The following is a 22444-nucleotide window of genomic DNA, read 5'->3' on the forward strand; positions in this document are numbered from 1 at the left end:
GCGGACCTGCGGGCGCTACACCCGTTGGTCGCACGGTCTCAGGTGACCGTCGACCAGTCCATCAAAGCCTAGCCGGATCAAGGTCTCACCCAGTGCCGCCGTCTCGCGCAACCTGTCCTCCAGCACGGCCAGTTCGCGGAAGGCGGTGCCGTAGCGCCGCTGCTCGGCCACCGGCAGCACCGGCACCCGGGCCCTGCGCACGTCGAGCCGGCTGGAGCTGGGATGGACGCGGGAGGCGTCGGCCGAGCGGAGGAAGCCGGCCAGGAAGTGGGGGTCGAGCCGTTCGGGGTCCACCCGGTAGAGCGTGAGCTGCGGCCCGAGCGCCGCGCCGGACCGCTCGACCACCCGGACCGCGCCCAGCGCGGTGGTCACGATGTCGTCCGGCCTGACCATGACCAGCGCCGGGTCGAGGACCGTGCCCCCCGAGGGGGCCGTGCCCGCGACGGCGTCCTCGGCGGTGAGGACCGGCACCGGCCCGGAGCCGGCGGTCATCTTGGGCGGGGCCTGGAGGATCGTGACCAGGCCCGCCTTGACCAGCTCGCCGACGGTCGTGGTGGGCAGCTCCTGCCGCTCGGTGAGCGCCTCCAGGGCCGGGGGCGCGTCCGGCAGCGTGGCCGAGGCCTCCCGGAAGCGGTCCAGCGCGCCGGTGAAGTCGCGCACGAAGTCCGGCCCGCCCTGCTGGGGGCGGTGCCGCCCCGGAGCGAGGTCCACCTCGTCGTCGAGCAGGTCGATGATCCGCACCGTACGGCTCTCGCCGGACAGCTCGGCCTCGGGGTCGGCCGCGTAGGCGTGCCAGGCCGGCTCCACGATCGACAGGTCCTCGCCGGCGTCCACCATCAGCAGCTGGGACGGGGGCCGCCCGCCGTCGGGGCGGCGGAGCACCCACAGGTCCGGCCCGCCCGGGGCCAGGGCGATCACGGCCCGCAGCGCCCCGGCGCGCAGCAGGTTGCCCCGGATCCGCTTGCCGGGGCGGCGGCTGGCCGCCGCGGCGGGCATCAGGACCGCCACCAGGCCGCCCGGCCGCACGTGGGCCAGGCAGTGTTGCACCCAGGCGAGCTCCGGCTCGCCGCGCGGCGGCAGGCCGTACTCCCAGCGGGGGTCACCGGCCAGCTCCTCGTAACCCCAGGCCCGCTCGTTGAACGGGGGGTCGCAGACCACCGCGGCGGCGAGCTCGCCGGCCAGGCCGTCCTCGCGGAGCGAGTCACCGGCCACGATCCGGGCAGGCGCCCCGCGCAGCAGCAGCCGTACCGCGCTGAGCAGGGCGTTCGTCTCGTTGATCTCCTGTCCGAGCGGGGCGGCGGCGTTCAGGAGCAGGGTGCCGACGCCGCAGGCCGGATCGAGCACGGGCCCGGCGCCCCCGCTGTCCCCACCGACCAGCCGGATCATGAGCGCGGCCACGTCATCCCTGGTGACCGAGAGCTGGCGGGAGTGGGCCTCCACGTAGCGCGCGCAGAGGAACTCGAACGCGGCCAGCGGGCCGTTCTCCGCGGCGAGCCGGGCGGTCAGCCGGAGCAGCGTACGGTCGTCCGCCCGGAACCCGGGTGCACCCGGCAGGTCGGTCGTGGCGGCCGCCACCAGCTCGGAGAGGGGACGCGCGCCGGGGTCGCCCGACAGGGACCGCACGCCGTGGTCACGCCAGCCGGAGGGGTCGCGGTGCAGGAACAGCAGGAAGGCGCCGACCCGGCCGACCAGCTCGCCCAGGCGCAGGTCGTCGACCGTGGTCCGCATCCGCTGCCAGACCAGGTCGCCCAGGGAGACCTCGAAGGACTTGCCGTTGCCGCGCAGCCAGGCGGTGACCTCGGACAGGGAGAAAAGCGGGCTGGAGGCGGTTCCGCCGACCGGCTGGGGGAAGTCCTCGTGGCGGCGGCGCCAGTTGCTCACCGCCGCCCGGCCCACATCGGCGAACCGGGCGATGTCGCCCGCGTTCACGGTGATCTCCTGGCTCTCCTCCATACCGACCCACAGTAGTTGACTGTGCTGAAATGGTCTACAACAGCTTTGCTTGTGAAGTGCTTCAACCAGTGCTTTACTGCCTTCATGGCACAAAACGAAGGACCGGCACTGCGCTATGCCGCCCGCTCCGACGTCGGAGTCCGCCGAGAGGCCAACGAGGACTCGGGTTACGCGAGCGCGCGCCTGCTCGCCATCGCCGACGGCATGGGCGGCCACGTCGGCGGAGAGATCGCCAGCTCGCTCGCGGTCACCGCCGTGGCGGCGATGGACGACAGCCTTCCGGAAAGCGGCGCCGACCTCAAGGCGGCGCTGAAGGCGGTGGCCAAAGACGTCAACCGCATGATCCGCGAGATGGCCGAGCAGGAGCCCGCGCTGCGCGGGATGGGCACCACCCTCACCGCGCTGCTCTGGGACGGCGACATGTTCGCCCTGGCCCACGTCGGCGACTCCCGTGCCTACATGCTGCGCGACGGCGCCCTCTACCAGATCACCCACGACCACACCCTGGTGCAGTCGCTGGTCGACGACGGCCGGATCACCCCCGAGCAGGCGGCCGAGCATCCGCGCAGGTCGATGGTCCTGCGCGTGCTGGAGGGCACCGGCGACGGCGAGCTCGATCTGACCCTTCGCGAGGCCCACGCGGGCGACCGCTACCTCGTCTGCTCCGACGGCCTGACCGCCGTGGTCGGCCCGGAGACCCTCTTCAACACCCTCAGTGAGATCGACGATCCCGACGAGGCCGCCCACCGGCTCATCGACCTCGCCAACCGCGGCGGCGGACCGGACAACATCACCTGTGTCGTGGCCGACTTCGGGCCCTATCCGGTCGGCGCCGAGCGTTTCGTCGTGGGGGCCGCGACCGAGCGGAAGCTGACGCCCTGAGCCCGCCCGCGTCCCCCGGTCAGGCCACCCGGGCGGACGCGGCGGTCCAGGTGTTGCACGCCGACGGAGAGACCGCCCTGAAGCCGCGGTCCATCCAGTAGACGATGTTCGCGCCCTTGCCGTGGTCGCGGACACCGCCCTCGACGTAGTCGTCACCCGTCATCCTCTGGCTCGCCAGCAGCAGCCGCCAGTCGCCGGCGGTGCGCGCCAGCGACTCCCAGACGGAACCGGTGAAGACCCCGGTCAGGCACTCGGCCTGCAGTTCCTGCCTGCGGTACTGCTCGTTCAGCTCCTTCTTGTTCCGGTAGGCCAGCCGCTGGTTGCCCTTCGTGATCCCCGAGAGGCTCTGCACATGGTGGGCGTACTCATGGGCGACCACCGTCAGCAGGAACAGGTCCGACTCGTCGTCGAGCAGGTCGGAGCCGATCGGGAAGTTCAGGCTCCGCTCCGACCGGCAGTAGATCGCGATCGTGTCCTCCGGCCACTTCTTCCCGCAGGCGCGGCCCTTCTCGGAGACGAACCTGACCACCGGTTTGCGGAACGCCAGGCCCCGCCTGCGCAGCTCGGCGGACCAGACGCGGTCGAGGCACCTCACGATCGCGAGCGTGTAGCGCTTGACGGAGGCCCTGCTGTCCTCGATCTCCGGCTCCTCGCACGCGACCTGCTTGAAGACGCCCCCCTTGTAGAGCGGGTTGTGCGTGAGCAGGGGGGCGTCCTTGACCGGGTACCGCGCCCCGGCGGCCTCGGCGGTGCCGGGGACGCCGGCGAGGACGAGCCCGGCGAGGAGCGCGGGAAGGAACGTTCCGATGATTCGTCTGGTCGTCATCGATGCGGCCTTTCTGGGGGACGCCTCTGGATCCGGAGGTGCGGGACGGGCCCGGTGCGGGGACGGCCGCACAGGCCGCCGAGGTCGAGGGTCACGGGTCACCGTTCCGGCACGAGCCGGTCGGCGGCCCGGTCGATGGCGGTGCCCACCCGGTCGGCGAGCAGGCCGACGGCGCCGACGGCCCGGGTCATCGGGTCGTCCTCGGCGCCGCCGAGCGCCTGGGAGCGCACGTAGGCGGCCTTCACCTCGGCCCACCGCCCGGCCTGCGCGGCGGTGAGCGTGCCCCGCAGCTCGGCCAGCCTGAGCAGGTTGGCCTCGGCTCCGGAGGTGAGGGTCTGGGCCTCGCCGAGGTAGTGGTCGTCGATGACCGCCTCCAGTTCGGCGTCGTTCATCACCGGCACGATCCGCGCGGCCAGCTTGGCCATGTTCCGGTAGCTCCCCTGGAGCTGGAACGGCGGTTCGGTCCTGGAGGCGTCGGACTGGGCGGCCGAGGCGATGTAGGCCCGGTTGACGGCCAGGACCACCTTCCGGACGCGGAGCAGCCCGCGCAGGACCGCGAGGATCTGCTCCAGCTCGACCGGGGAGTAGGGGTGGGAGAGCCGGTCGGCGCGGACGGCGGGGTCGTCCTGCGCCAGCCGTACGAGCAGGCGGACGTCGTCGCGGTCCCGGGTGGAGAGCGGGGCGAGGACCGGGTTGGAGGTGAGCGCGTTCTCGATGTAGCTCAGCGCGAAGACCTCCTCCCTGCCGGAGAGCACGTCGCCGAGGTTCCAGACGTCGGCGCGGTTGGCGAGCATGTCGGGGATGCGGAACCGCCGGCCGGACTCGGTGTACGGGTTGCCGGCCATGCAGACCGCGAAGCGCTTGCCGCGCAGGTCGTAGGTGCGGCTCCGGCCGTCCTTGACCCCCTCCATGCGACGCTGGGCGTCGCAGAGCGAGATGAACTTCTGCAGCAGCTCCGGAGAGGTGTGCTGGATGTCGTCGAGGTAGAGCAGGACGTTGTTGCCCATCTCCAGAGCGAGGTTGATCTTCTCTACCTCCTGGCGCGAGGTCGCGTCGGGGGCCTGGGCCGGGTCCACCGAGGTGACCAGGTGGCCGAGGGCCGGGCCGTTGACCTTCACGAAGACCAGTCCGAGACGGCTGGCGACGTACTCCATCAGAGTCGTCTTGCCGTAGCCGGGCGGGGAGACGAGCAGCAGCAGACCCATCTGGTCGGTCCGCTTGGCGTCGCCGCTCGCGCCCAGCTGCTTGGCCAGGTTGTCACCGATGAGCGGCAGGTAGACCTCGTCGAGCAGCTGGTTGCGGACGAAGGAGCTCATCACCTTCGGCCGGTACTCCTCCAGGCGCAGCCGCGTGCGCTCGGCGGCGACCAGCTCGTTGCGACGCCGCAGGTAGTCCCGGTAGGCGGGGACGCGCTCGGCCCCGAACCGCCGGGTCCTGGCGAGGAACTCGTCCAGGCGCACCGGCAGGCTCCGTCCGGTGACGCGCGGGTGCGCGCCGAGCAGGCCCTCGGCGGTCGCGGTCAGCGCCGCCGACGAGTCGTAGCGGGGCAGTTCGCACAGGAGTACGGCCACCGCCTCCGCAAGCTCGGGGGAGCGTTCGAAGGCCCCCAGCCAGGCCTCGGCCAGCCGTCTGCGGGCGGGGAGGTCACCGGCGAGGGCGCGCAGGTCGTCGGCGAACTCCGCGCGTGCGGCGCCCAGCGACCGGTCGAAGCGCTCCAGCAGCCCGCGGGCCCCGGCGCCCGTCACGAACCCGGCCGGCGCCCCCGCCAGTTCCTCGAACAGGTACTCCCCGGCGAGCCCGCAGACGCCACCGGCGCTCCCCGCGTCCCCGATGTCCCCAGCGTCCAGAGTCGACATGAAGGCCGCGACCGCGGCTCCGAGGGCGCGGCAGGTCTCGTCCGCCTCCTCCACGCGCCCGAACCGGGCGCGTGCCCGCGCGAGCGAGACCGCCCTCGTGGTCCAGGAGGCGCGTTCGGCCTCGCCGGTCCCGAAGGCCCAGAAGAACTGGGCCGCGGCCCGGACGTCCGGGGGGTAGCGGAGCAACCCGGCCCCGGCGTGCAGGCGGAGCAGGACGTCCAGGATCGCCGTGGCGTCGTGGTCGTGCACGCCGCGCTCGTAGCCCTCGTCGTAACGGCTCTCCGCGGCCCGGCGGACGATCCCGAGCAGCTCGCCCTCGGCCACCGCCGCCTCGTGCAGCGCGTCGAGCGAGACCGCGAAGCCGCCGGGACCGTCCGCGACCGGCGTCCCCGCCTCGGCGGCGGCCAGGATCGAGGCGGCCAGATACTCGCCCCGGTAGACCTCCGGCGACTCCGAGACCAGCAGCTGGGACCAGAACGGCCGGCTCGCCTCGAACACCGGGTCCAGGACGGGGGAGCGGTAGTCGGTCCCGGTGACGGCGAACGCCATCCGGTCCCCGTGCGGGACCAGCGTCAGGTCGGCGGCCCGGGTGTTGACCGCGAACCGGTGCCGGCCCAGCCGGATGGTCTCGCCGCCGTCTCCGTAGAGGTCGAGGCGGTCGCGCAGGGTGCGCCCGGCCTCCTGGCGGGCGGACTTCACCCGTCCCTCGAGCTCCTCGGCGCGGACCGCCTCGCCCAGCTCGCGCAGTTCCCCGGCGACCGCGTGCAGCTTGGCCACCATCGGGTCGGAGGCGAAGTAGGTGTTGACCTCGTCGGCCGAGCCGAGCGAGGCCGCGCGGCGCCGTACGCTCGACAGGATCCGGTCCGCCGAGCCGGCCAGCCGCTCGGCCCGGCGGGCCCGCTCGTCCAGCAGCGCCTGCCGCCGGGAGGAGAACGCCTCGTAGACGTCCTCGCGCCGGGCGCCCAGCTTCGCCAGGAAGTCGTCGGACTCGGCGAAGCGCGACTCCAGGTTCTCCAGCTGCAGCGTCAGCCGGCCGAGCTGCTCGTCGCACCGGTCGGGGGTGTCGGCCACCGCGAGGGCACCGGTGATCGCCTGTCCCAGCAGGGCGAACTCGGCGGCGAAGGCGGCGCGCCCCTCGGTCGCCAGCAGCTCGCGCCGGCACGCGTCCAGGATGGCCCGGGCCCGGTTGACCCCGCCGAGGACCTCGCCGACCCGCTCCAGGATGGCGGTGCGGACTCCCGCGTCGGCGAGGTCGAGCGTGCCGACCACCTCGATGACGACTTCCAGACCCCGGGACTGCGCGGCCAGGCGCTCGCCGACCCCCGCCGCCTCGGCCGTGGTGGCGATGGCCCCGGCTTCCGCGGTCAGCTTCTCCACCTCGGAGCGGTAGCCGGCGAAGGCGTCCTCGCCCTGCAGGAAGCCGGCCGCGCGCTGCGCCGCGCTGCCGAGCTCGCCCTCCAGTTCGGCGTCCAGCCGGTCGATCCGACCGGTGTCGACGTAGCGCAGCTCGCGGAGGGTGACCAGGCGGCCCTGGGCCTGGCGGAGTCCGGCGAGCCGGGTGACCCACTCGGTGGCGGAGCGGGCCGGCTCGCCGTGCGAGCGCCGCATGAGGGAGGTGATCTCCGCGGCGGCGGCCTCCAGCGCCTCCTCGGCCTGGCCGGTGAGCGAGCGGATCTTCTCGAACTCGTCCAGCACCTGCTCGGCGGTGGCCCTGACGTCGGTCAGCGGCCCGCGGAGGTCGTGGTCGCCCAGCCAGTGGTAGTGGTCGAACACGCGGGTGCAGGCGGCGATGAGGGACTCGAAGACGGCGGCCGACGGCGCCATCTCCTCCACCATGCGGGCCACCGAGAGGCAGTCGGAGATGCCGCGCACCAGCTCCGCGTTGCCGATCCGCTCCAGCGGACCGGTCCCCACCGGCTGGGCGGCGGCGTAGACGTCGGAGATGTACGGGGTCTGCCACACCTGCATCGGATGGACCCGGACCGGCTCCTCCGAGGTCGCCCGGAACACCACCAGCGTGCCGTCGTCGAACAGCGAGTAGCCGTGGCAGGGGATCGGCGTCGCGACCTGTTTGCGGATCACGTTGTACGGCAGCAGCAGCGACCGGCCCTCGGCCCGGGCGTGGAACACGTAGAGCACGTCCTCGCCGTTGACCGAGCGGATGACCCGCTCGAACTCCAGGTCGGTGACGTCGGTGTCGAAGGTCTTGCTCACCCCGGTGGACAGGTAGTAGCCGCCGGGGAAGACGATGCCCTGGTCCTCGGGGAGCCGCCGGCAGGCCTGGCCGATGCCGTCCAGCCGCACGACGTCCTTGGTCCGGGTGTTGAAGACCAGGTGCCGCCACTCGGTCTCGTTGTAGGGCCGGATGCGCAGCAGGATCAGGGGCCCGACCCCGGCGTGCCACACGTCGGCGTCGGCGAGGCTCTGCAGGGGCTCGGCGACCGGTTCCCGGTAGACGCCCTCGCCGGTCTCCGTGTTGTTCTCGATCTTGATCGTGAGATCGCCGCCGACGGTCTCGACGAACACCTCTCCCCGGATCGAGATGTGCGGGTGGCGGCCGAGCACGTGGTCGTCGCGGGTGGTCCGGGTCCACTCGAAGTCGTACGAGGCGGGGAAGACGTGGTCGCGCTCGCCGCGGTCGTCGACATAGGCGAGCGAGCCGTCCGTCCCGACCTGCCAGCGCAGCACCCGGATGTCCTGCGGGCCGGTCTGGAAGACGGCCAGCAGCCTGCCCTCGACCCGGCGGAGCTGGAGCAGCCGCGTCTGCCGGTAGTACCGGTAGAGCTCGGCGAAGTCCCGCTCGAACTGCGGGTGGCGCAAGAACGGCTCGGCGTCGGTGTCGGTGTCGGTGTCGGTGTCGAAGCGGACGGCGTCCCCGTCGCGGCTGAACCTGTGCACGGAGAAGACGTCCCCGACGGTCGTCTCCGGCTTCAGCCCGATGAACACGTTGTAGCCGAAGAGCAAGAGATCGCCGATGGCGACGATGTCGCGCGGCACGCAGTTGTTCTCGGTGCGGATCCGCTCGGTGCCGATCAGGCGGAGCTCGGTCCCGCCGAAGACGTCCAGGCGCCGGGCGTTGAGCGTCTCGGCCCGCCGGGCGAGCTCCGCCGCCTGCTCGGCGAGCCGGGCGCGGAGCACCTCGTAGGTGCCCGCGTCCAGCGCCCGTCCCGTCGTGCTCGTGGTCTCTGTGACGGTCACCTCCGGCGTCACTCCCGGCCCGTGGCGGCGACGGGGGCCGAGCCGTTGTCGGCCGCCGGGACGTCGGCGGTGACGGCCGCCACGGTCGCGGTGGGCACCACGGTGACCGCCGGAGCCGCGGCGGTCGCGGTGCCGAGCAGCTCGCGCAGCCGGGCGCCCTCGGGGCCGGTCTCGCTCATCAGCTTCACCAGCAGCGCCGAGAGCGAAAGGTCCCGCACGTCACCGCTGCCCAGCGAGCCGAGGGCCCGGGTCAGGTCGGCGGGCAGGCTCTGCGACCCGTCCAGATACGGCCCGGCGAGCGTACGGGCGATGCCGGAGCTCTCCACGAAGCCGTCCACGGCCTTGCCCATGGTGACCGAGCCGACCAGCTTGTCGAAGAAGACGCTGTCGCCGCCGACGATGTCGATGTTGGCCTTCTCCAGACCGGCGGCGAGCACCATGGCCTGCGCCTCGGCGAGCTTGACCTGGGAGGTGACGCCCGCCAGGCGGATCTCCTTCTCCATGTCGAGGCGGAGGCGGTACTCCTCGTGGCCCCGGCTCGCGTCGTCCAGCGCGGCCATCGCCGCCGCCTTCTCGGTGAGGCCCTCGGCCTCGGCCTTCAGCCGCTCGCCGATCCGGGCCGCCTCGGCCAGCGCCCTGGCCTGCTCGCCCTCGGCGGCGGCCAGCGCCTTCTCCCGCTCGACCGCGGCCTCGGCCCGGCCGACCTTCTCGATCGCGGCGGCGTTGCGCTCGGCCACCTGCACCTCGGCCAGGCCGGTCGCGGCGGCCTCGGCCTGCACGCCCTCGGCCAGGCGGATCTTGGCGCGGGCGTCGAGCTCGGCGGCCTGCTGGCGCGCCTCGGCCAGCACCAGGGCCTCGCGGGCCTTGTGCTTGGAGGCGGCCTCGGCTGCCTCGGCGGCCTTGATGTCCTTGACCAGGTTCTCCTGGGCCTCGGCCTCCGCCTGGATGATCACGGCCTGGCGGGTCCGCTCGGCCTCCTCGACCACCCGCAGGCGCTTGATGCTCTCCTCCTGCTCGGCGACCGTCTTCTCGACCGCGATGCGCTCCCGGACCACCTCGGCGATCGAGCGCTTCTCGCCTTCGACCTCCTTGTCCTTGGAGATGCGCGACAGCTCGGTCTCGCGCTCGCGGGAGATGACCTCCAGCATGCGGTCCTTCTCGATCCGCTCGCTCTCGACGGCGATGACCCGCTCGCGGTTCTTGGCCGCGACCGCGATCTCCCGGGCCTGGTTCTCCTGCTGGATGCCGAGCTGCTCCTGGGTGCGCAGGTCCGCGGCGTGGGCCTTGAGCCGCTCCTCGGCCCGGACCCGGGCGATCTCCGCCTCCTCGCGGGCGCGCATGGTCTCGACCTCGCGCTTCTGCTTGATCTCCGCGTCGGCCTGGCGGCGCTCCAGCTCCAGGATGGCCTCCCGGGCGTCGACGTTCTGGCGGGTGATCTCCTTCTCCTCGTGCCGCTGGAACTCGTTGGTCCGCACGTGCTCGATCGCGGTCAGCTCGGTGATCTTGCGGATGCCCTGGGCGTCGAGGATGTTGGCCGGGTCGAGCTTGCTGAGCGGCGTCTGCTCCAGATGGTCGATCGCCGCGTCCTCCAGGCTGTAGCCGTTCAGGTCGGTGCCGATGACCTGGATGATCTGGTCGCGGAACTGGTCGCGCTGGGTGTAGAGGTCGACGAAGTCGAGCTGCTTGCCCACGGTCTTCAGCGCCTCGGAGAACTTGGCGTTGAACAGCTCCTGCAGCGTCTCCTGGTCGCTGGCCCGGGCGGTGCCGATGGCCTGGGCGACCTTCACGACGTCCTCGACGGTCTTGTTGACCCGGACGAAGAAGGTGATCTTGATGTCGGCGCGGATGTTGTCCCGGCAGATCAGCCCCTCGTTGCCGGACCGTTCGATCTCGATGGTCTTCACCGAGATGTCCATGAGTTCCGCCTTGTGGAGCACGGGGAGGACGACCGCCCCGGTGAAGGTGACGTCCACCTTGTTGACCTTCGAGACGATGAGCGCCTTGCCTTGTTCGACCTTGTTGAACAGGCGGCTGATCATGATCACCAGCGCGATGGCGACGAGCAGGACGACGGCGAGGAGTACGCCGAGGCCGGTGGAGATGACGTCCATGGAGCCCTTCGCTAGATAGGACGATCAGGGTCGAGTTCCGCGTCGTAGGGCGTCACCCAGAAGAATTCGCCGTCGCTGTCGTAGGCGAAGATCAGGGCGGTGCCGCCGGCGAGGAAGACGTCGTCGCCGGTCTGACGGACCTGGATGAGAGCGGAGGAGCCGTCGGCGGAGGTGACCTCGGCCTGGCCGAAGCTCCGGGACACCCGGCCGGTGCGGATGACGCACATGCGGCCCACGAAGTCGGCGCGGGAGGGGACGCGCTCCTTCGGTACGGCGCGCCGCAGCGGCAGCGTCAGCAGGCGGGTGCCGAGCCAGGCGCAGGCGAGCACGGCGACGAGCACGGCGGCCAGCGCCGGGGTGCCGGTGACCAGGGTGGAGCCCGCGAGGCTGGTGAACCAGGCGATGACGACCAGCAGCGAGACGGTCACGGCGACCGGTACGCCGCCGAGTCCGAGGCCCGACAGGAGACCGGACAGGCCGGCCGTCTCCGCGCCGTCGGCGGTCTCGTCGCCGTCGAGCCCGGTCACGCCGAACAGCGCGAGGACCCAGTAGGCGACGACCACCATGAGAAGGAAGCTGAACAGGACGGTGGGAAAGGCTGAGGCGGCATCGACGAACCGGCCCATCGGCGTGTGGGATCCCCCTGTGGTGTGGTGAAGCGCGCTCCCCCGAGCGCATGCGCCTGACTATATAGAGATAAAGCGCAAGTAAAGGAGATAGTTCCCGACACCCGAAGAAATGTTCATTCAGGGATGGGGCCGGCGGGGACCGAGGGCGTGAAGAGGCCGGGGAGGCGGAGACCCGTCCCCCGGCCGTGCTGCAGCTTCGCCGCCCCCGCTAGGCGGTGATCATGTAGGCGAGGCCGATGAGGATGACGACGGGAATGAGCCACACGACCGCTTCGATGGCGAATTCCTTGTACACGGCGGCGTCCCTCCGGAGCAATGATCGATGAGGAGCACGGATAACCGACGATAGCGTCAGCACCCCGTCCCGGCCAGGATTCACCCGGTCAGGAGGAGGGGTCGGCGGAGCCGACGACCACGGGGACGTCCTGGACCGCACCGGGCTCGTCGACCACGTCGGCCACGACGCAGGTGATGTTGTCCGGTCCGCCGCCCTCGCAGGCGAGCTCGATCAGCCGGCGGACCACGGCGTCGAGGTCGTCGACCGTGGCCAGCACGTCGCGGAGCTGAGCGGCGTCGACCACGCCGGACAGGCCGTCGGAGCAGAGCAGGTAGCGGTCTCCCACCTCGGCGTCCCGCAGGGACAGGTCGATCTCGATGTTCTCGCTGCCGTCCAGCACCTGGAGCAGGATCGACCGGTGCGGGTGCCTGGCGGCCTCCTCGGCGGTGATCCGGCCGTCGTCCATCAGGGTCTGGACGAGCGTGTGGTCGTAGGTGATCTGGTAGAGATCGCCGTTGCGGAGCAGATAGGCGCGCGAGTCGCCGATGTGGGCCAGGGCGACGCGCGGGCCGTCCCAGAGCATCAGGGTCAGCGTGGTGCCCATCCCGGTGAGGCTCGGATCCTGATCGACCAGCTCGCGCAGGCGCTGGTTGGCGCGGCGGACCCCGCCCTCCGCGGCGGCGACCAGGTCGGCGGGGCACTCGTGGTCCAGGGGTGCCACGGCGGCGACCGCGGCCGAGCTGGCGACCTCCCCGCCCACGTGCCCGCCCATCCCGTCGGCGATGGCGAGCAACCGGGCCCCGGCGTACGCGGCGTCCTCGTTTCCCTGGCGGACCTTGCCGACGTCGGAACCGGCCGCATAGCGGAGTGTGATCATCGGCACTCCACCGGAACCCTGCACACCACTGGAACATCGAATTGCACGAGCGAGTCGCTTTCGGACAGTCGATACGGACACGGTCGAACCGAGATCTTCCAACGATCCACTGTGCGCCGTGGTGGCGCAAGCGGCCTGAGAAAGTGTTGCCACATCAATTGACCGCCGTGGCGCCGCGTAAGCTGTTTCGGCACCCCGGACACCGCACGGGCACGCCCATGGCAGGACAAGGAGAAACGGAATGACCGCGATCGCGCAGGAGGCGGCACGACGCCGCACGTTCGCGGTGATCAGCCACCCCGACGCCGGAAAGTCCACCATGACCGAGGCGCTGGCGCTGCACGCCTCGGCGATCACCGAGGCCGGGGCCGTGCACGGCAAGGCCGGGCGGCGCGGGGTGACCTCCGACTGGATGGACATGGAGAAGGCCCGAGGCATCTCCATCACCTCGGCCGCCCTGCGCTTCGAGTACCGCGGGCACATGTTCAACCTGGTCGACACGCCGGGCCACGCCGACTTCTCCGAGGACACCTACCGGGTGCTGGCCGCCGTCGACTGCGCGGTCATGCTGCTGGACGCGGCCAAGGGCATGGAGCCGCAGACCCTGAAGCTGTTCGAGGTCTGCCGCCACCGCCGCATCCCGGTGATCACGTTCGTCAACAAGTGGGACCGGCCCGGCCGCGAGGCTCTGGAATTGCTGGACGAGATCCAGGAGAAGACCGGCCTGCGGCCCACCCCGATCACCTGGCCCATCGGGACCGGCGGCTTCTTCCACGGGGTGATCGACCGGATCGCCGACCGGGCCGTGCGCTACACCCGCACCCCCGGTGGCGCCACCAAGGCGCTGGAGACGGAGCTCACCCCCGAGCAGGCCCTCGCCGAGATCGGTGAGGACTGGGAGCGGTCCAAGGACGAGGCCGACCTGCTGTCGGCCATCGGCTCCGACCACGACCAGAAGGCGTTCGAGGCCCACGAGTCGACCCCGGTGCTGTTCGGCGCCGCCCTGTCCAACTTCGGCGTCGGCCGCCTGCTGGACGCCATGGTGGACATCGCCCCGTCGCCCGCACCGCGCCCGGACGTGAACGACGACCCGCGGCCGCTGGAAGAGCCGTTCTCCGGCCTGGTCTTCAAGGTCCAGGCCAACATGGACCCCTCGCACCGCGACCGGATCGCCTTCGTCCGGGTCTGCTCGGGCCGCTTCGAGCGCGGCATGGTGCTGACCCACGCGGCGACCGGCCGTCCCTTCGCCACCAAGTACGCCCAGTCGGTCTTCGGGCAGGAGCGCGCCACCATCGACGAGGCGTTCCCCGGCGACGTGGTCGGCCTGGTCAACGCCACCGCCCTGCGCCCCGGCGACACCCTCTACGACGGCCCGCCGGTGGAGTTCCCGAAGATCCCGAGCTTCGCGCCGGAGCACTTCTGGACCGCCCGGGTCCGCGATTCCAGCCGGGCCAAGCAGTTCCGCAAGGGCATCGACCAGATGGAGGCCGAGGGCGTCGTCCAGGTGCTCCGCTCCGACATCCGGGGCGACCAGTCGCCGGTGCTGGCGGCGGTCGGCCCGATGCAGTTCGACGTGGTCAAGCACCGGCTGGCGGGGGAGTTCAACACCGAGATCGCCATGGACCGGCTCGACTTCAGCATCGCCCGGCTCACCGACGCCGAGTCCGCGCCGATCCTGGCCCGCCAGCGCGGCGTCGAGGTCTTCACCCGCACGCTCGACGGGGCGCTGCTGGCGCTGTTCACCGACGAGTGGCGGATGCGCGGAGTCCTGCGCGACCACCCGAACCTGGTGCTGAACGCGCTGCTCGCCGACACCCGCGGCTGACCGTTCCGGCCCGCTGTACGGCCCGCCTCTCCGGGGGCCGTACGGCGTGCGGTGCGGAAACGCTCGTGGGAGCGTTTCCACACAGATGCCGGGCATGGTGAGATATGTCCCTATGAGCACGATTAAGTGGGGCATCCTGGCGACCGGCGGCATCGCCGCGACCTTCACCGAGGACCTGGAACTGCTGCCGGACGCCGAGGTGGCCGCGGTCGGATCGCGATCGGCCGAGGCGGCCAAGGCCTTCGCCGACCGGTACGGCATCCCCCGCGCCCACGGGAGCTGGGCCGAGCTGGCGGCCGATCCCGACGTGGACGTCATCTACGTCGCTAACACCCAGAACGCCCACTACGACGCGGTCAAGCTCTGCCTGGAGGCGGGCAAGGCCGTACTGTGCGAGAAGGCCTTCACCCTCAACCGCGCCCAGGCCGCCGAACTGGTGGATCTCGCGCGGGAACGCGGGTTGTTCCTCATGGAGGCCATGTGGATGCGGTGCAACCCGGCCATCCGCAAGCTCGTCGAACTGGTCGAGGGCGGCGCGATCGGGCCGGTGAACACCGTCCACGCCGACTTCGGGATCTCCGTCACCGTGGAGCCCGGCCACCGGCTCCGCGACCCGGGGCTGGGCGGCGGAGCCCTGCTCGACCTGGGTGTCTATCCGGTCTCCTTCGCCCACATGGTGCTCGGCGCCCCGGAGAAGGTGCAGTCGTGGGCGCGTCTCACCCCCGAGGGCGTGGACGAGAACACCGGCATGCTGCTCGGCTACGCCGATGGCGCGGTCGCGATGCTCTCCTGCGGGATCACCACGCACAGCCCCGTCACGGCGTCGGTCTCCGGGCCGCTCGGACGCATCGAGCTGCCGCACCTGTTCTTCCGTCCTGAGACCTTCACCCTGTACCGGACGGACGGCGAGACGGAGACCTTCCGCGTCCCCTACGCGGGCAACGGCATGAACCACGAGGCCGCCGAGGCGATGCGCTGCCTGCGGGAAGGGCTGCTGGAGAGCCCGCTCGTGCCCTGGCAGGCCACGCTGGACGTGATGGGCCTCATGGACGAGGTCCGCGCCCAGGCCGGGGTCCGATTCCCCGGGGAATGACCGCCCGCGTCGTCTCGGCCCGGTGTCCGCCGGCACCGCCGAGGCGCCTACGGCTTCGGAGCGGGTACGCAAAGATGAGGACGGGACCGGCTAATCCCCGATGACGATGCCCATCGCGCCGGCCAGGCTGTAGACCAGCCCCTGGGCGTCCCGGCTTCCGATGACCGCACCTCTGAAGCCGGTCACTCCGTTGATCTTCAGTAGCGTGCAGTCGGCGAAGCGGGCGCCCTCCATCCGGGCGTTCGAGAACTGGGCTCCGGTCAGGTCGCAGCGTTCGAACCGGACCCCGCGGAGGTCGGCGTTCTGGAAGTCGGCCTCCGGCATGGTGCAGTCCCGGAAGACGGCGTTCTTGAAAGTCGAGAACCTGAACCTCGTCAGGTCCGCGCGGCAACCGTCGAACACCACGTCCCGGAGCGCGCACCCGGACCAGGTCATGCCGGTCAACCGGCTGGCGGAGATCCGGACGCGGTGCAGCGTCGACGTCCTCGCCACCATGTTCGACAGGTCGCAGCGTTCCAGTTCCCCATCGATGAAACCCGCCCTGTGCAGCTCCGTGCCGGAGAGCCTCGTGTCGGAGAAGCGGCAGCCCTCGAAGTCGGCCGCCTCAGTCCGCCGGAACGACAGGTCGACGCCCTTGAAATCCAGTGCCCGATAGATCCCGTCATCCTCAAGGTCGCGATCGGGAAGCACCGCCGCGGTGAGCGACGCGGGCAGCCTGGGCGCGACCGGCTCCCTGACCTGAGGCGGCGGGACCCCACGAGTACGGGAGGGCACGAGGGGAGCCTAGCGCGGCGTTCACTCCTGCCCTCCTGAGGTGTCCCCGCCCGGTGGTCGGCATGGAGACCTCGGGACGGGTGCCTCGGCGGTGCCGGCGGAGCACGACCATGAACCCCGCCCGACCGCGAGCACCGCACAACCACGAGCACCGCACAACCACGAACCCCACACGACCGCGAGCACCCCCGGTCGGAGCCTCCGGACCGATCAGACGCGCCTCCACTCGTGGCGCTCGAGGAAGGCGCGCCCGCCGGTGGCGTATTCGGCGAAGGCCCGCTGCACCGCTTCCAGCTCCGGGACGTGGGTCCGGAACATCAGGTTCCGGACGCTGTCCTTGTACTCCAGCTCGTAACCGGTGATCTCCGGGGACGACTGCACGAAGTGCTCGCCGAAGACGACCAGTGCGGTGAACGGGTTCTGGGGCGCCATCGTGGCGAGGGCGTCGTGGACGAGCTGGAGGTCGGGGTCGGTCAGGATCATCCCGTCGCCCGTGTGCATCTGCATCCCCCGGTAGACCCCCAGCGGGGCGAGGTTGTGCACGAGGCGGCGCTGCGGGTCGTAGCAGACCAGCTCGCACTCGCGGGCGAGGGAGAAGGCCTCGCCCGCCACCTCGTCGGACCGCTCCAGGGCGACGGTGACCAGGGCGTACTCGGGGGAGACCTGCTCGGCCCCGGCCAGGCGCCCGGCGAACGCGGCGACCCCCGGATGAGCCGTGACGGCTCCGGGCTCACCTCGGCGGAGTGCCCGGAAGACGATCTCCGCCTGCTCCTTGGTGATCGGTTTGGGCTCGTGCCATACGGCCAGTTCGAAACTCACGGCTCCATCGTCCTACAGGGTCACGCCTGCGCCCGCCGGACGGGCCGCATCGTCCCAACGCCATGCTGAGCTGGGAGTTCACCAAGTTCCAAGTCGAGGTCAAGTCCCCTCCCGCACACTTCGGAGGACCGTTCCCGACAAGCAGGGACGGATGTGGACAAGGTGGGAGACGTGGGCGGAGACTCGGCGCGACGGATGATCGCGGTGGCGGCACTGGCCGTGACGGCGACGATGGGATCGCTCGGCGGGGCGGTCGCCGAGGCCGACCCGGCGCCTCCGGCGACGCGGATCGCGGCCCGGGCCAATCCCGCCGTGCAGTTGATCGAGACGACCTACTCGGGCCGGGTCACGGTGCCCACCGCCGCTCCGAAGAAGGCGTTCAAGGCGCTGGTCGAGGAGGGACGCAAGCACGCGAGCGAGGGGCGGATCCCCTCCGACCAGCTGAGCATCGCCAAGTGGGTGTTCCGCAAGATCGCCGACGGCCCCGGCACGTACATCGGTACGACCGAGCCGCAGCGCGCCGACGACGTCACGTTCGCCGGGTCGTGCACCGGCTGGTGGATCACCCCCGACGGGTACATGGTCACCGCCGGGCACTGCGTGCAGAGCAGCCAGGCCGACATCCGGGCCGGGTTCGCGGCCCACGGCCTGGCCGACGTCACGGAGAAGGACGTCGCGGCCGAGCTGAAGTCGCTCATGGGCGCGGTCGAGCCGGACAAGGAGCTCACGGACCTGGTCACCAAGGTCTACGACACGTTCAACACCGAGAACCTCCGGGTGACGGACGTGAACGTGAAGTACCAGGTGGTCCTGCCGCTCCCGGGCGGAGGCATGAACGCGACCTCCACCCGTCTGCCGGTCGAGCTGGTCGGGGCGGACGGCACGGGAGGCCCGGGCAAGGACGTCGCCCTGCTGAAGCTCGCCAACGCCCGCAACCTGCCCACCGTGCCGCTCGGTGTCGACGGCGACGTGCGGGTCGGCAACACGCTCTACGCCGTCGGCTTCCCCGGCACGGTCAACCGCGACACGGGCCTCACCGAGAAGTCCCGCCTGTATCCCGCGATCACGGAGGGCGTCTACAGCGCCCGTCGCGAGACCACCGCGAAGATCCCCTACATCCAGGCGCAGACCCCCATCTACGGCGGCAACTCCGGCGGTCCGGTCTTCAACGCAGAGGGCAAGGTGATCGCACTGGTCTCCGCCACGTACCTCAACGAGAGCGGGACCGACCGGCAGGAGAACCAGAGCGTGTTCTTCCCCGTCGGAGAGATCCTCGGCTTCCTCGCGGCCAAGGGGGTCACTCCCCAGGAGTCGCCGGCCACCCGGGCCTACGACGCCGCTCTGGACGACTTCTTCGCCGACCGGTACAGCTCCGCGCTGGTGGGCTTCCAGGAGACGCTCACGCTCTACCCGCTGCACCCGTACGCCGCCGGCTACATCGCCGAGGCCAAGGAGGCCATCGCCGCAGGCCGGGACAGGTCCCCCGCCACGGTGAAGCAGGACGCGGCCGCGACGGGCTCTCCGGCCGCGACCCCGGCCCCCGGGGCCGCCGACGCCCCGTCGTCCTCGCCGCGACCCGACGCCTCCATCGACGCCGAGCCGGTCGCGGCCGAGAGCCTGCTGCGCGACCCGATGGTGATCACCGCGACCTCCGCCGGGATCCTGGTCGCGGGCCTGATGGTCGGATGGCTGCTCATCGCGCGCCGCCGCCGGACCACCCGCCGCCTCGCCGCCCCGGCTCCCGGCTTCCCGCCCGCACCGTTCCAGGCCGGCGCGTTCCCCCCGGCTCCGGGACGAGCCGGCGGCACGGCGCCCCCGGCGCCGGCCCCGTCTCCCTACGGCACTCCCGTGCCGCCGGGCACGCCGTACGGCAACAACCTCCCGCCCCAGGTCGGCACCTGGAACCCGCCCGGCCGCGGCTGATCCCCGAAGAGCCGGCGGCCGCCGGCACAGCGCGCCGGTGCGTGAAGGAGCCCAGGCCGACCGCCGCGGTCGGCCTGGGCTCCGGTGGTGGAGCCGGTCCGACGGCTAGCATCGGCGCAGTTCGGAAGTGAGGGGCCGGGATGGACTTTAGGGTGCTGGGGCCGGTCGGCGTGATCGCCGACGACGGGACGCCGCTGGACATCGGCCCCTACCAGCAGCGGGCGGTGCTGGCCCTGTGCATGCTCGCCGCCCCCCGCCCGGTCTCGCCGAACCGGATGATCGACGTGCTCTGGGAGGACGGCCCGCCCCCCGGGGCGGTCAACACCGTCCAGGCCTACGTCTCCAAGCTCCGCCGGGTCTTCGAACCGGGCAGGAGCCGGAACACGCCCCCGGTGATCCTGGTCAGCAGGCCCGGAGGGTACGCCCTCGACATCCCGGACACGGCGCTCGACCTGGCCAGGGCGCGCGGGCACGCGGCCGAGGGCAGGCGCAGGGCCGCCGCCGGCGACCACGAAGGCGCGGGGGAGGAGTTCCGGCTGGCGCTGGACGAGTGGCGGGGGGAGCCGCTGGCCGACTTCTCCGGCGCGTCCTGGGCCGAGGAGGAGATCACCCACCTGGCCGAGTTCCGGCTGACGCTGGAGGAGGATCTCGCCGAGGCCGGCCTCGCGCTGGGGCGCGGCTCCTCGCTCACCGGCAGGCTGGGCCGGCTGGTCGCCGCCCACCCGCTGCGGGAGCGGCTCCGGGTGCTCGCCGCGCACGCGCTCTACCAAGCCGGACGCCAGGCCGACGCGCTGGCCGTGCTGGCCGAGGGGCGCAGGCTGCTGGTGGAGGAGCTCGGGCTCGACCCCGACCTCCGGTCGCGGGAGATGGAGCGGCGCATCCTTGAACAGGATCCCGCCCTGACGCCCCCGGCCGCGAGCGCGGGCGAGAACTCCCGGCTGGTCGGCAGAGAGGCCGAGGCGGAGGCGCTGCACCGGGCCGTCGCGGGGGACGGCCACCGGGTGGTGCTGCTGGCGGGGGAGCCCGGCATCGGCAAGACGAGCCTGGCCGAGCAGGCGGCCGAGGAGGCCGGGAGCCGGGGGCACCGGGTGGTCTGGGGCCGCTGCTGGGACGGGACCGGCGCGCCGCCGTTCTGGCCGTGGACGCAGGCCGCAGCGGAACTGGTGGGGTCCGGCGGCGGGCTCGGCAGGCTCTCCGGGGACGGGCAGTTCCAGCTCTACGAGGCGTTCGCCGCCCTGCTGAACGAGCACGGCAGGGTCCTGGTCGTGCTCGACGACCTCCAGTGGGCCGACGCCTCCTCGCTGAGGCTGCTGGAGTTCCTCGCCACGACCCGGCTCTGCCCCGGGCTGACCGTGGTGGCCACCTACCGCGACACCGACGTGCGGCCCGGCGGCGCGCTGGAGCACGCCCTCGGCGTGCTGGTACGGCTCCCGCACGTGCGCCGGCTCCTCCTGCGCGGCCTGGGCGAGGGCGAGATCAGGGAGTATCTCGGCAGGGCGGGAGCAGATCCGGGCCGGGCGGCCGAGATGGCCAGGCTGACGGCGGGCAATCCGTTCTTCCTGGGCGAGGTCCTGCAACTGGGCGAGACCCCCGCGGCGCTCTCGGACGTCGTGCGCGGCCGGATGGCCGGCCTGCCGCCGGAGACCGAGGAGGTGCTGAGCACCGCGGCCCTGCTCGGCAGGAACGCGGCCACCGACATCCTGCTCCGGGTCGTGGAGCTGCCCGAGGAGAAGGTCCTCGACATCCTCGACGCCGCGGTCCGGGCCCGGCTGCTGGCCGAGGGCGAGGGGCCGGTCTGCCGGTTCGTCCACGACATCGTCCGCGACGTGCTGCGCGAGGCGCTGCCGCCGCTGCGCCGGCGACGGCTGCACGCCCGGATCGCCGAGGTGCTGGAGGAGCGGAGCGGTACCCGGCTCACCGAGATCGCCCACCACTGCCGAGAGGGCATCCTGAGCGCGCCCATGACGGGGAAGGCCATCGGTTACACCCGCCGCGCCGCGGCCCAGGCGACGGCCCAGTTCGCCCACGAGGACGCGGTGGAGCACCTGGAGCGGGCGCTCGCGCTGGTCGACCGGCTGCCCAGGTCCGACGACGCCCTCCGCTGCGACCTCCTGCTCGACCTGGCCGAGGCGCAGGCGGCGGCGGGGGCGAGCGTCGCCGCGCGCGCCTCGCTCGAGGGCGCGGCGGAGATCGCCGAAGGGCTCGGCGACGACAACAGGCTGGCACGGGCCGCGCTGGGCCTGTCCGACCAGATCTACCTGGCCATGTACGAGGAGGTCACCGAGGTCGAGCGGCTCGCCGAGCGCATCGACCGGGCGCTCGCCTCGGACCTGGCCGGTGACTCGCCCTGGCGGGCCCGGCTCCTGGCCGCCTCGGCGTTCATCGGGTCCACCGGGCGGCCCGTGGAACGGAGCCGGGAGCTGGCCGCGGAGGCGGTACGGCTGGCCCGCCGTACCGGGGACGACCGGACCCTGTCCCGGGCGCTGATCGTGCAGGAGCTGCTGCTGCGGACCGGTCACGACCACGACCTCAGGCGGGAGGTCATCGACGAGATCATCGGGATCGGGGTGCGCACCGGGGACCTGGCGACCGAGTGGGTCGGGCGGGAGACCGAGTACGTCGAGCTGACCGCCCGGGGGGTGACCGGCGGGGCGGAGCGGGCGCTGGCCTGGTTGCGGGAGACCGCGGACCGCTTGCGGCTCCCCGCGATGGTCAGTCTCGCCGCCTGGCAGGCGGCGGTCCACGCCTACCTGAGCGGGCGGTCCGCCGACGCGCTCGCGGCGGCGGAGGAGTCCGGCGCGGTGTACCCGGAAGGAGCGCTCGGCCGCGGCGACGCGCACCTGCGCCGCGAGACGTTCCGCTTCCTGGCGTCGCGGGCGGCCGGGCGGCCCGGCGAGGCGCTGGAGCTGGCCGAGGAGATCCTCGGCCTCCGCCCCGGCCAGCGGCCCTGGCGGATCCTGCGCTGCCTGGCCCTGCTCGACCTGGGCCGGGAAGAGGAGGCGCGCGCCGAGTTCGCCGGGTTCTCCCGGGACGGCTTCGCCGCCGTCCTGCCCGACCTGGCCTACCGGTTCGTCGCCGACGCCCTCAGCGAGATCTGCGCCCGGCTCGGGGAGGCGGACGCCGGCCGGGCCCTCTACGGCCGGATCGCCCCGAGCGCCGGGCGGCTGCTGGGCTGGTCGGTGGCAGACCTCTGCCTGGCGCGGCTCGCCCTGCTCGACGGCGACGAGGACCGGGCCTCCGCCCACCTGCGCGCCGCCGAGGCGTTCGTCCACCGCGCCGGACTGCGGGTCTACGAGCCGGTCCTGGACGCCCTGCGGAAGAACTGACGGGACGGACCCGGGAGCGGATCCGGATCCGGGGCCCGGGGAACGGCGCGCGCCGGGTTCACGGGTCCCCGATGA

The 22444-nt window shown here is 72.3% G+C and carries 12 protein-coding genes and 1 pseudogene; 5 read left to right on the top strand and 8 right to left on the bottom strand.

The genetic code is table 11. The annotated features are described in order from the left end of the window. Positions 1-15: 15 nt before the first annotated feature. Complete coding sequence (locus HS041_RS10835; RefSeq protein WP_196440332.1) at positions 16-1953, bottom strand: N-6 DNA methylase; 1938 nt, start codon at positions 1951-1953, stop codon at positions 16-18. 84 nt (positions 1954-2037) lie between these two features. Here HS041_RS10835 and HS041_RS10840 point away from each other — a divergent pair, with 84 nt between their 5' ends. Further along, on the top strand, positions 2038-2835 hold the full coding sequence (locus HS041_RS10840; protein ID WP_196440333.1) for a PP2C family protein-serine/threonine phosphatase: 798 nt from the start codon (positions 2038-2040) through the stop codon (positions 2833-2835). Positions 2836-2854: 19 nt separating this feature from the next. Here HS041_RS10840 and HS041_RS10845 read toward each other — a convergent pair whose 3' ends face one another. From HS041_RS10845 to HS041_RS10865, 5 genes are all read right to left on the bottom strand, one after another. Further along, a complete protein-coding gene (locus tag HS041_RS10845) occupies positions 2855-3661 on the bottom strand; it encodes a neutral zinc metallopeptidase (protein ID WP_196440334.1) in 807 nt (268 codons plus the stop codon). A gap of 98 nt (positions 3662-3759) precedes the next feature. After that, positions 3760-8715 (bottom strand): DNA repair ATPase, encoded by a 4956-nt coding sequence (locus tag HS041_RS10850; RefSeq protein ID WP_307845232.1) that lies wholly within the window; start codon positions 8713-8715, stop codon positions 3760-3762. Positions 8716-8723: 8 nt separating this feature from the next. Next, complete coding sequence (locus HS041_RS10855) at positions 8724-10826, bottom strand: SPFH domain-containing protein (RefSeq protein WP_196440336.1); 2103 nt, start codon at positions 10824-10826, stop codon at positions 8724-8726. Between the two features lie 11 nt (positions 10827-10837). Beyond that, positions 10838-11452: an OB-fold-containig protein gene (locus tag HS041_RS10860; protein WP_196440337.1), complete on the bottom strand. Its 615-nt coding sequence runs from the start codon at positions 11450-11452 to the stop codon at positions 10838-10840. Between the two features lie 386 nt (positions 11453-11838). Next, a complete protein-coding gene (locus tag HS041_RS10865) occupies positions 11839-12609 on the bottom strand; it encodes a PP2C family protein-serine/threonine phosphatase (protein WP_196440338.1) in 771 nt (256 codons plus the stop codon). 241 nt (positions 12610-12850) lie between these two features. Between HS041_RS10865 and HS041_RS10870 the strand changes: the two genes are divergently transcribed. Further along, complete coding sequence (locus tag HS041_RS10870) at positions 12851-14434, top strand: peptide chain release factor 3 (protein WP_196440339.1); 1584 nt, start codon at positions 12851-12853, stop codon at positions 14432-14434. A 112-nt stretch (positions 14435-14546) separates the two neighbouring features. Next, the gene (locus HS041_RS10875) at positions 14547-15527 is read left to right on the top strand and encodes a Gfo/Idh/MocA family protein (protein ID WP_230878519.1); all 981 of its coding nucleotides are present in this window, start codon (positions 14547-14549) and stop codon (positions 15525-15527) included. A gap of 207 nt (positions 15528-15734) precedes the next feature. Here the strand turns inward: HS041_RS10875 and HS041_RS10880 are convergent. Both HS041_RS10880 and HS041_RS10885 read right to left on the bottom strand, forming a co-directional pair. Continuing rightward, a pseudogene (locus HS041_RS10880) lies at positions 15735-16301 on the bottom strand (pentapeptide repeat-containing protein); the annotation flags it as partial. A 210-nt stretch (positions 16302-16511) separates the two neighbouring features. Continuing rightward, positions 16512-17120: a hypothetical protein gene (locus HS041_RS10885; RefSeq protein WP_196440342.1), complete on the bottom strand. Its 609-nt coding sequence runs from the start codon at positions 17118-17120 to the stop codon at positions 16512-16514. A gap of 171 nt (positions 17121-17291) precedes the next feature. On the opposite strand from HS041_RS10885, the gene HS041_RS10890 reads away from it, so the two are divergent. Then, a complete protein-coding gene (locus HS041_RS10890; protein ID WP_196440343.1) occupies positions 17292-19043 on the top strand; it encodes a trypsin-like peptidase domain-containing protein in 1752 nt (583 codons plus the stop codon). A gap of 140 nt (positions 19044-19183) precedes the next feature. Then, positions 19184-22369 carry an ATP-binding protein gene (locus HS041_RS10895; RefSeq protein WP_196440344.1) on the top strand — a complete coding sequence of 1062 codons (3186 nt, stop codon included), beginning with the start codon at positions 19184-19186 and terminating at the stop codon, positions 22367-22369. Positions 22370-22444: the final 75 nt, after the last annotated feature.

Source organism: Planomonospora sp. ID67723 (assembly GCF_015711605.1).
GTDB lineage: Bacteria > Actinomycetota > Actinomycetes > Streptosporangiales > Streptosporangiaceae > Planomonospora_A.

Excerpts from the sequence above, each read along its gene's own strand:
- HS041_RS10835 (WP_196440332.1), bottom strand. The coding sequence starts at position 1,953 with ATGGAGGAGAGCCAGGAGATCACCGTGAACGCGGGCGACATCGCCCGG.
- HS041_RS10840 (WP_196440333.1), top strand. The coding sequence starts at position 2,038 with ATGGCACAAAACGAAGGACCGGCACTGCGCTATGCCGCCCGCTCCGAC.
- HS041_RS10845 (WP_196440334.1), bottom strand. The coding sequence starts at position 3,661 with ATGACGACCAGACGAATCATCGGAACGTTCCTTCCCGCGCTCCTCGCC.
- HS041_RS10855 (WP_196440336.1), bottom strand. The coding sequence starts at position 10,826 with ATGGACGTCATCTCCACCGGCCTCGGCGTACTCCTCGCCGTCGTCCTG.
- HS041_RS10860 (WP_196440337.1), bottom strand. The coding sequence starts at position 11,452 with ATGGGCCGGTTCGTCGATGCCGCCTCAGCCTTTCCCACCGTCCTGTTC.
- HS041_RS10865 (WP_196440338.1), bottom strand. The coding sequence starts at position 12,609 with ATGATCACACTCCGCTATGCGGCCGGTTCCGACGTCGGCAAGGTCCGC.
- HS041_RS10870 (WP_196440339.1), top strand. The coding sequence starts at position 12,851 with ATGACCGCGATCGCGCAGGAGGCGGCACGACGCCGCACGTTCGCGGTG.
- HS041_RS10875 (WP_230878519.1), top strand. The coding sequence starts at position 14,547 with ATGAGCACGATTAAGTGGGGCATCCTGGCGACCGGCGGCATCGCCGCG.
- HS041_RS10895 (WP_196440344.1), top strand. The coding sequence starts at position 19,184 with ATGGACTTTAGGGTGCTGGGGCCGGTCGGCGTGATCGCCGACGACGGG.